At 71.9% G+C, this 7,965-nt stretch carries 10 protein-coding genes; 5 read left to right on the top strand and 5 right to left on the bottom strand.

Annotated features, from left to right (window positions below):
• From VFN12_RS08840 to VFN12_RS08850, 3 genes are all read left to right on the top strand, one after another.
• Window positions 1-766: hypothetical protein (locus VFN12_RS08840; RefSeq protein WP_325118277.1), on the top strand; the 766-nt coding region annotated here is incomplete at its 5' end.
• 83 nt (window positions 767-849) lie between these two features.
• A complete protein-coding gene (locus tag VFN12_RS08845) occupies window positions 850-1,803 on the top strand; it encodes an alpha/beta hydrolase (RefSeq protein WP_325118278.1) in 954 nt (317 codons plus the stop codon).
• Window positions 1,804-1,879: 76 nt separating this feature from the next.
• Window positions 1,880-2,239 carry a hypothetical protein gene (locus VFN12_RS08850; RefSeq protein WP_325118279.1) on the top strand — a complete coding sequence of 120 codons (360 nt, stop codon included), beginning with the start codon at window positions 1,880-1,882 and terminating at the stop codon, window positions 2,237-2,239.
• A 36-nt stretch (window positions 2,240-2,275) separates the two neighbouring features.
• On the opposite strand, the gene VFN12_RS08855 is transcribed toward VFN12_RS08850, so the two are convergent.
• Genes VFN12_RS08855 through VFN12_RS08870 form a run of 4 tightly spaced genes read right to left on the bottom strand, consistent with a single transcriptional unit; the run spans window position 2,276 to window position 5,497 of the window.
• Window positions 2,276-3,040 (bottom strand): sulfite exporter TauE/SafE family protein, encoded by a 765-nt coding sequence (locus VFN12_RS08855; RefSeq protein WP_325118280.1) that lies wholly within the window; start codon window positions 3,038-3,040, stop codon window positions 2,276-2,278.
• Window positions 3,037-4,170, bottom strand: a complete 1,134-nt coding sequence (locus tag VFN12_RS08860; protein WP_325118281.1) for an SPFH domain-containing protein — start codon at window positions 4,168-4,170, stop codon at window positions 3,037-3,039. Before VFN12_RS08860 ends, VFN12_RS08855 begins: the two co-directional genes overlap by 4 nt.
• A gap of 37 nt (window positions 4,171-4,207) precedes the next feature.
• Entirely contained in the window at window positions 4,208-4,669 is a 462-nt protein-coding gene (locus tag VFN12_RS08865) for an NfeD family protein (RefSeq protein ID WP_325118283.1), read from the bottom strand.
• 27 nt (window positions 4,670-4,696) lie between these two features.
• Window positions 4,697-5,497: an ABC transporter ATP-binding protein gene (locus VFN12_RS08870; protein WP_325118284.1), complete on the bottom strand. Its 801-nt coding sequence runs from the start codon at window positions 5,495-5,497 to the stop codon at window positions 4,697-4,699.
• Window positions 5,498-5,543: 46 nt separating this feature from the next.
• On the opposite strand from VFN12_RS08870, the gene VFN12_RS08875 reads away from it, so the two are divergent.
• Window positions 5,544-6,266: a hypothetical protein gene (locus VFN12_RS08875; protein ID WP_325118285.1), complete on the top strand. Its 723-nt coding sequence runs from the start codon at window positions 5,544-5,546 to the stop codon at window positions 6,264-6,266.
• A gap of 95 nt (window positions 6,267-6,361) precedes the next feature.
• Window positions 6,362-7,591, top strand: a complete 1,230-nt coding sequence (gene serB, locus VFN12_RS08880; protein ID WP_325118286.1) for a phosphoserine phosphatase SerB — start codon at window positions 6,362-6,364, stop codon at window positions 7,589-7,591.
• Here the strand turns inward: serB and VFN12_RS08885 are convergent.
• Window positions 7,588-7,965, bottom strand: a 378-nt coding sequence (locus VFN12_RS08885; protein ID WP_414690022.1) for a SixA phosphatase family protein, incomplete at its 5' end; no start/stop codon positions are given. The genes serB and VFN12_RS08885 overlap by 4 nt on opposite strands.

Raw genomic sequence — 7,965 nt, forward strand, 5'->3', positions numbered from 1 at the left:
CGTCCTCACCGTCTCGGAGAGCGACGCCGCCGAGGCGGCGCTGGAGAGCGACACGGTCCTCGAGTGGTCCGACGCCTCCCTTTCGGAGCTGACGATCGCCGAAGCCGGCGAGCCGGAGCCCCTGGAGGGCTGCCCGCCGCCGCCCTCCGACCCGACGGCGCCCCAGCTGCTCGAGGAGCAGGACAGCGGCAAGGCGGGTGACCACGTCACCAACCAGACGACGGACCTCACCTTCTCGGGCCTCGCCGGGACCGGGGTGGCCGGCGCCCGTGGCCCTGGTGAGCCGGTCACGCTCCAGGTCGACGGTCAGGAGGTGGCCTCGTCGACCGCCGACGAGAACGGCGTCTACCAGTTCACCGGCATCGACCTTCAGGCCAGGGCCACGCCGCACACGGTCCGCGTGATCTCGTTCCTGGGGGATGCACCTCGACTGGTCACCGTGGACACCAGCGCCCCCGGCGTCAGGGTGCGCCGCTTCGCTCCCGACCCTCTGAGCCTCACGGGGAGGGAACAGCTCCGCGCGGTGTACAACGTGCGCGAGGCCGCGACCCTGCAGGCCAGGATCGTCCACGTCGCCTCCGCCGGCACCGTCCGGACCTTCCCCGGGCGAAGCACGAATGCGGCCGGGCTGACCGAGTACACCTGGAACGGCAAGAACCAGGCCGGCCGCGATGTCGACCCGGGTCGGTACCGGTTGGTCCTGGAGCTCACCGACCGGGCCGGCAACGTCTCCTTCCAGCGCGACGTCGTACGCGTCACCCGGTAGGCACACGGTCGAGAGCCCGGGACGGTGGGGGGTCCCGGGCTCTCGACCTGCGCTCCGGCTCCCCCGGCTGGAAGACTGCGGGCATGCCGCACGACACCGACGTCCTCGGAGCGCCGTACACGGCGGAGACCATCGGGTTCCCGCCGGACGACGAGGGTCCGGTGGTGGCGACCCTGGTCCACAGACCGGCCGACGTCGGGAGCCGGCAAGGGCCGAGGGCCGTGCTGCACGTGCACGGCTTCGCCGACTACTTCTTCCAGACCGCGTACGCCGAGTGGTGGACGGCTCGCGGCTACGACTTCTACGCCCTCGACCTGAGGAAGTACGGTCGCTCGCTCCGGCCGCACCAGACCCCGAACTACGTCGCCGACCTGCGCGAGTACTTCCCCGAGATGGACTCGGCCTGGTACCGCATCACCGAGCGGGACGGCCATGACCATGTCGTCCTCAGCGCCCACTCCACGGGCGGACTGACGGTGCCCCTCTGGGCCAACGAACGGCAGCCTCCCCTGGCCGGCCTGGTGCTGAACTCGCCGTGGTTCGACCTGCACGGGTCGACGCTGATGCGCACCCTCGGGACGCGGGCGCTGCTCGAGGTGGGGACACGGCTGCCGATGCGCGTCGTCCGGCGCAACGTCACGGGCTTCTACACCCGCAGCCTGCACCACGATCACGAAGGAGAGTGGGGCTTCGACCTGGCGTGGAAGCCGATCATGTCCTTCCCCGTCTACGCCGGGTGGCTACGGGCGATCCGGCTGGGCCACGCCGAGCTGCATGCCGGACTCGACGTCGGGTGTCCCGCGCTGGTGCTCACCTCGGGCCGCAGCGCCCTGCCGACCGAGATGGGCGAGGACGTGCACCAGCACGACATCGTCCTCGACGTGGAGCAGATCCGGCGGTGGTCTCCTGCCCTGGGACGGCACGTCACCTACGTCGGCATCGAGGGTGCCCGCCACGACGTGGTCCTCTCGCGGGCCGACGTCCGCGAGCGCGTCTACGACGAGCTGGAGCGCTGGGTCACGGCGTACGTCGACTGAGGCCCGTGGCGGAGCCGGTCTCGACGCTGCGGCCTCGTTCCTCGGTCACAGCTGCTCGCTCGCTAGGCTGCGCCGCATGAACCCCGCACTCGGTCTCGCCGCAGCCCGCCTCGTCATCGGGGGGTGCGCCCTGGCCACTCCCGACCTCGGCACCAGGCTCTTCCGGCTCGACGGTCCCGGTAACCCTCAGCTGCCCTACATGACCCGCCTCTTCGCCTCGCGCGAGATCGTGCTCGGCGCCGCGACCCTGCTCAGCTCGGGACGGACCCGTCGCAACCTGGTGCTGGCCGGGATCGGCGTCGACCTGGCCGACGCGGCCGCGGCGTGGCTCGCCGGAGAGGCACGCGCCGTCGACCGGACCACGGCCGCCATGCTCACCGCCCCCGCGGTGGCGGCGGTGTTCGCGGGAGCAGCCGGGGTCGTCGCGGGAGTCTGAGCCCGAGCGGCCCGTCGGGACCGCCCCCGGCCGGGGTCACCCTCGCAGGAAGACCACCAGCGCGGCGACGCCGACCACCACGATCACCGCGCGCAGCAGGACGGGCGGGAGGCGGCGCCCGACCCCGGCCCCGATCTGGCCACCGACCACCGAGCCGATCGCGATCAGGCCGGCGATCGGCCAGTCCACGTCGGCGACGGCGATGAACACCACGGCCGCCACCGCGTTGACCAGCAGGGCGAGGACGTTCTTGGTGGCATTGTGCCGCTGCAGGTCGTCGTCGACCCCGATGCCCAGGATCGCCATCAGCAACACCCCCTGGGCGGCGCCGAAGTAGCCGCCGTAGACCCCGGCGCCGGCCACGGCCGGCCACACCCAGCCTGCTCCGTGGTCCGGGATCCCGCCGCGGGCGGCGTGCCGGGCGGCCACCTTGCGCTGGATGGCCGGGCCGAGGATCACCAGGAGCACGCCGATCCCGATCAGGACCGGCACGATCGCGTCGAAGGCGGAGGGGGGCAGGACGAGCAGGAGAACGGCGCCCGCGATGCCTCCCAGCACCGAGGCCGAGGCGAGGCGCAGGAGGCGGCTTCGCTGGCCGGACAGCTCGCGGCGGTAGCCGACCGCTCCGGAGAGCGAACCCGGCACCAGCCCCACGGTGTTCGAGACGTTGGCCGTCACCGGGGGCACGCCGAGCGCCAGCAGCGTCGGGAACGTGATCAGGGTCCCCGACCCCACCACGGTGTTGATGGTGCCGGCAGCGACGCCGGCGAGCAGGACGGCCGCGATCTCCAGGCCGGTCACGAGGCGGGCGGCGCCCCGGGGTCAGCCGTCGGCTCGTCCTGGGTGGGGACCGAACCGGAGGGCGACGCCTTGCCCGGGTGCGCCGCACTCTCCGCCGCCGCGATCGCCTGCTCCACGCTGGCCGTGGTCTTGGCCAGCTCGGCGTCCCCGCCCGTGGACGGGGCCTCGGGCTCGGTCGGACCCATGTCGACCCTGGTCCGGGGTCCGTCGACGTCCTGGGGAATCCCCTTCAGGTCGTTCATCGTCGACCCCAACCCCTCGAGCGCCTTGCCGATCTCGCTCGGCACGATCCACACCTTGTTGGCGTCGCCCTCGGCGATCTTCGGCATCATCTGCAGGTACTGGTAGGCGAGCAGCGACTGGTCGGGGCGGCCGTCGTGGATCGCCTGGAAGACCGTCTGGATCGCCTGGCCCTCACCCTGGGCTCGCAGGATCGACGACTCCCGGTCGGCCTGGGCCCGCAGGATCTGGGACTCCCGAGCGCCCTGCGCGTTGAGGATCGAGGACTGCTTGGAGCCCTCGGCGGTGAGGATCGCGGCCTGGCGCTGGCCCTCGGCGGTGAGGATCACGGCCCGCTTCTCGCGGTCGGCACGCATCTGCTTCTCCATCGAGTCCTTGATCGACGGTGGCGGGTCGATGCCCTTCAGCTCGACCCGGTTGACGCGGATGCCCCACTTGCCGGTCGCCTCGTCCAGCACGCCGCGCAGACCGGAGTTGATCGAGTCGCGACTGGTCAACGTCTCCTCGAGGTCCATGCCCCCGACGATGTTGCGGAGCGTCGTCATGGTCAGCTGCTCGATCGCCTGGATGTAGTTGGCGATCTCGTACGTCGCCGCGACCGGGTCGGTGACCTGGAAGTAGATGACGGTGTCGATGGAGACGACGAGGTTGTCCTCGGTGATCACCGGCTGGGGCGGAAAGCTGACCACCTGCTCGCGCAGGTCGATGATGTAGCGCACGCGGTCGACGAACGGGACGACCACGTTGAGGCCGGCGGGCAGGGTCTGCTTGTACTTCCCGAACCGCTCCACGATGCCGGCCCGCGCCTGCGGCACTATCCGCACGGTCTTGGCGAGCAGCACCACGACGAACAGGAACGACAGCAGGATCATGATCAATGCAGCGGTCATGACGGCTCCTCTGGAGGTTGCGTAGTCGGAAGGACGGTCAGGCCTCGTGGCCCGGCACGGGGTGGACGAAGGCGGTGGCGCCACGGATCTCGAACACCTCGACGGTCTCCCCAGCCGCGATGCTGAGGGTCTCGTCGTAGGGCTGCGCGGACCAGATCTCCCCGGCCAGCCGGATCCGGCCAGGCGTCAGGGCGGTGATCGGCTCGGTCACCAGTCCCTGCTTGCCGACCAGCTTGCCGTGACCGAGCTGGAGCTCCGGACCGCCGTGGAACTTCTTGGCGAGGCCCGGACGGACCAGCGCCAGCATCGCGACGGACGTGGCGGCAGCGGCCAGCAGCTGCACGGCGACGTTGAGGTCGAGGGCTGCCGCGACGAATCCGGCCAGGGCTCCCACGGCCAGCATGATCAGGATCAGGTCGAGGCTGAACATCTCGGCGACCCCGAGCAGGATGGCGGCTCCGAGCCAGGCCTCCCACGCGTGATCACGGAACCACTCCATGTCGCGACTTTAGCCTGCGGCACCCACTCAGCCGCCCCTGTGGCGGGTACGACGGCGCGCCGCGTAGCGGCCGTCGTGGTGACTCAGCAGGAGAGGCATCCCGAACGTGCGGGAGAGGTTCTCCTCGGTGATCACGTGCGGCAACGGACCGGAGGCCACCACGGCTCCCTCGCGCAGCAGCAACGCGTGCGTGAAGCCGGGTGGGATCTCCTCGACGTGGTGGGACACCAGGACCGTGGCCGGGGAGTCCTCGTCCATGGCGAGCACGTTGAGCGTGGACACCAGGTCCTCGCGACCACCCAGGTCGAGTCCGGCGGCCGGCTCGTCCAGCAGGAGCAGCTCGGGGTCGGTCATCAGCGCCCGCGCGATCTGGACCCGCTTGCGCTCGCCCTCGCTGAGGGTGCCGAACGTCCGGGACCGCAGGTGCCTGACGCCGACCTCCTCCATCAGGTCCGCGGCCCGGTCGTGGTCGAGGTCGTCGTACTCCTCCCGCCAGCGACCGAGCACGCCGTAGGACGCCGAGACGACCACGTCGTGGACCACCTCGTGGCGTGGGATCCGCTCGGCCAGTGCGGCGCTGGTGAGCCCGATCCGTGGCCGGAGGTCGAAGACGTCGACGGTGCCCAGCACCTCGTCGAGGATCCCGGCCACTCCGGACGTCGGGTGGATCTGGGCGGACGCGACCTGCAGCAGCGTCGTCTTGCCGGCACCGTTGGGCCCCAGGACGACCCAGCGCTCGTCGTCCTCGACGGCCCAGGAGATCGAGTCGATGAGAGTGGCCTGGCCACGCCGGACGGTGACGTCGGCGAACTCGAGCACAGCGGCCATGGCCGCAACCCTAGCCATCTGACGCGGCGGCGTATCCTCACCCGCCGTGACCTTTCCGCTCCTGCCCTCCGTCCGCCTGTGCTGGTGGGGCACGGCATGGCTCCGCGGTCATGTCGTCAGCGACCAGCTCGTCGACGGTGTGGTGGGTGACGACGCCGGGCACCTGGTCGGGAACGCCGACGGCGCCGAGCCGCTGGTGCTGGGCCTGGGACGGCTCAGGAGCGTTGGCGCGACCGGCTTCGGGCTGGCGTTGCCGGTGGCCGGTGACCCGCTGGGGCTGGGGGGTCCGCCGGGGTTCAACGCCGCGGCCCTGGCCGCCGGCGAGGCCGTGGTGACGACCAGTGCGGAGGTGGGGCTGGTCCCGGTGCGCGTGGGCGCCTCGGTGACCTGGGAGGAACATCCCGCCCAGCGGCGCCAGGTGCCCGACGTCGGCGAGGCCGACCGCTCGCTGCGAGCGGCCCTGCTCGAGACCGCCGACGAGCTGGCTCGCCTCGACGTGGCCCGCTGGCGGCCCGAGGTCGCCGACGAGCTGATCGACCTGCGCCACCCACATCCGGTCGAGGCGCCCCCGGGGGTCCCGTCCCGGTGTCTGGCGCTGGCCGGACGCGGGATCCAGGCCATGACCATCGTGGAGCTCGCCCTGGTCGACGACGGTGGCGCCATCTCCGCACACGAGGTCGAGCAGCGCCGCGAAGCGCTGGTCCCGCTCGAACGCGCGGGCCGGCGTGCACTCGTGGCCGCATGTTCCCCCGAAGGGTGGCCGGACTGACCGCCTGGCCTTCGAGTGCGTGATGGGTGTGCGCCATGCAGATCAGCCTGGGGAGCGCCGCCGACACTCCCGGCGGCGATAGCCTCGGTCCCGACATGGACGACACCACAGCCGACGGGGCACCCAGGACCCTGCTGATCACGCTCACCGGCAAGGACCGGCCAGGCGTGACCTCCTCCATCTTCCGGACCCTCTCCCACGCCGGCGTCGAGGTCCTCGACATCGAGCAGATCGTGCTGCGCCGGCGCCTCGTGCTCGGCGTGCTGGTGTCGGCGCCGCGGGACTGGAGGAAGCTCCGTGATGCCGTCCAGGAGACCGCGGCGTCCATGGACATGACGGTGGAGGTCGATCGCGGCGTCGGCGACAACCGCGCCCGGCGCCACGGCCGGTCCCACGTCACAGTGATCGGCACGCCCCTGAAGGCCGCCGCCATGGCGGCGGTCGCCGGGCGCATCGCCGACAGCGGGGCCAACATCGACCGGATCGAGCGGATGGCGCGCTACCCGGTCACCGCCATCGACCTGCACGTCTCGGGCGCCGACCCGGAGATCCTGCGGGGGCTCCTCGCTTCCGAGGCGGCCCGCCAGTCCATCGACATCGCCGTCCAGCCCGCCAACCTGCTCCGGCGGGGCATGCGGCTGATCGTGATGGACGTCGACTCCACCCTCGTCCAGGGCGAGGTCATCGAGATGCTCGCGGCCCAGGCCGACTGTGAGCCCGAGGTCGCCCGGATCACGGAGGCGGCCATGCGGGGCGAGCTCGACTTCGAGGAGTCGCTGCGGGCGCGGGTGGCACTCCTCGAGGGGCTGGACGCCGCCTCGCTCGACACGGTGTACGACGCCCTCGAGCTCGCGCCCGGCGCGCGGACCCTGGTCCGGACCCTCCGCCGTCTCGGCTACCGGTTCGCGATCGTCTCCGGCGGGTTCAGCCAGATCACCGACCGGCTCTCCGAGGACCTCGGTATCCACTTCGCCCGCGCCAACGAGCTCGAGATCGTCGACGGCCGGCTCACGGGTCGGATCGTCGGCGACGTCGTGGACCGGGCCGGCAAGGCCGACGCGCTGCGCCAGTTCGCCGCCGAGGCGGGGGTGCCGCAGCAGGCGGTGATCGCGATCGGCGACGGCGCCAACGACCTCGACATGCTCAACGCCGCCGGCCTCGGCATCGCCTACAACGCCAAGCCCGTGCTCCGGGACGCGGCCGACACCGCGGTCAACGTGCCGTACCTCGACGCCATCATGTACCTGCTCGGCATCTCACGCGAGGAGATCGAGGCCGCCGACGCGGAGGCCGGGATCGTCACCCCGTCGCCGCCCATCCCCTAGGACGCCGGCTCGCCCCGGCCGACGTGGAAGGCCACCAACCGGGCGCTGGTGAGGTCGAGGTCGGCCCACGCGCCGTCGTACTCGAAGACGGCGACGGCGCTCGTCGGGAAGCCGGACATCATCGCGGTCAGCGCCTCCGGGTCCCCGCCCCCGTCGTCCAGCAGCTGCGCCACCTGGGCCATGGTCGGGTTGTGTCCCACGACGACGACCACGCGCGCGTCGGCGGGTGCGCCGCGAAGCAGGTCGAGAGCCGTGTCCGCGCCGGCGGTGTAGAGCCCCTCGTCGACGGCGGGCTGGAGGTCCCAGCCGGCGCCCGACGCGAGGGCCGTCCAGGTCTCCACCGCACGCGACGCAGCCGAGACCAGGGCGTGGTC

The organism is Nocardioides sp., assembly GCF_035703625.1.
Lineage (GTDB): Bacteria > Actinomycetota > Actinomycetes > Propionibacteriales > Nocardioidaceae > Nocardioides.

Bases quoted from the DNA above. Each gene is read 5' to 3' on its own strand.
- VFN12_RS08870 (WP_325118284.1), bottom strand. From the start codon at position 5,497: ATGGCCGCTGTGCTCGAGTTCGCCGACGTCACCGTCCGGCGTGGCCAG.
- VFN12_RS08865 (WP_325118283.1), bottom strand. From the start codon at position 4,669: ATGGAGTGGTTCCGTGATCACGCGTGGGAGGCCTGGCTCGGAGCCGCC.
- VFN12_RS08850 (WP_325118279.1), top strand. From the start codon at position 1,880: ATGAACCCCGCACTCGGTCTCGCCGCAGCCCGCCTCGTCATCGGGGGG.
- VFN12_RS08860 (WP_325118281.1), bottom strand. From the start codon at position 4,170: ATGACCGCTGCATTGATCATGATCCTGCTGTCGTTCCTGTTCGTCGTG.
- VFN12_RS08845 (WP_325118278.1), top strand. From the start codon at position 850: ATGCCGCACGACACCGACGTCCTCGGAGCGCCGTACACGGCGGAGACC.
- serB (WP_325118286.1), top strand. From the start codon at position 6,362: ATGGACGACACCACAGCCGACGGGGCACCCAGGACCCTGCTGATCACG.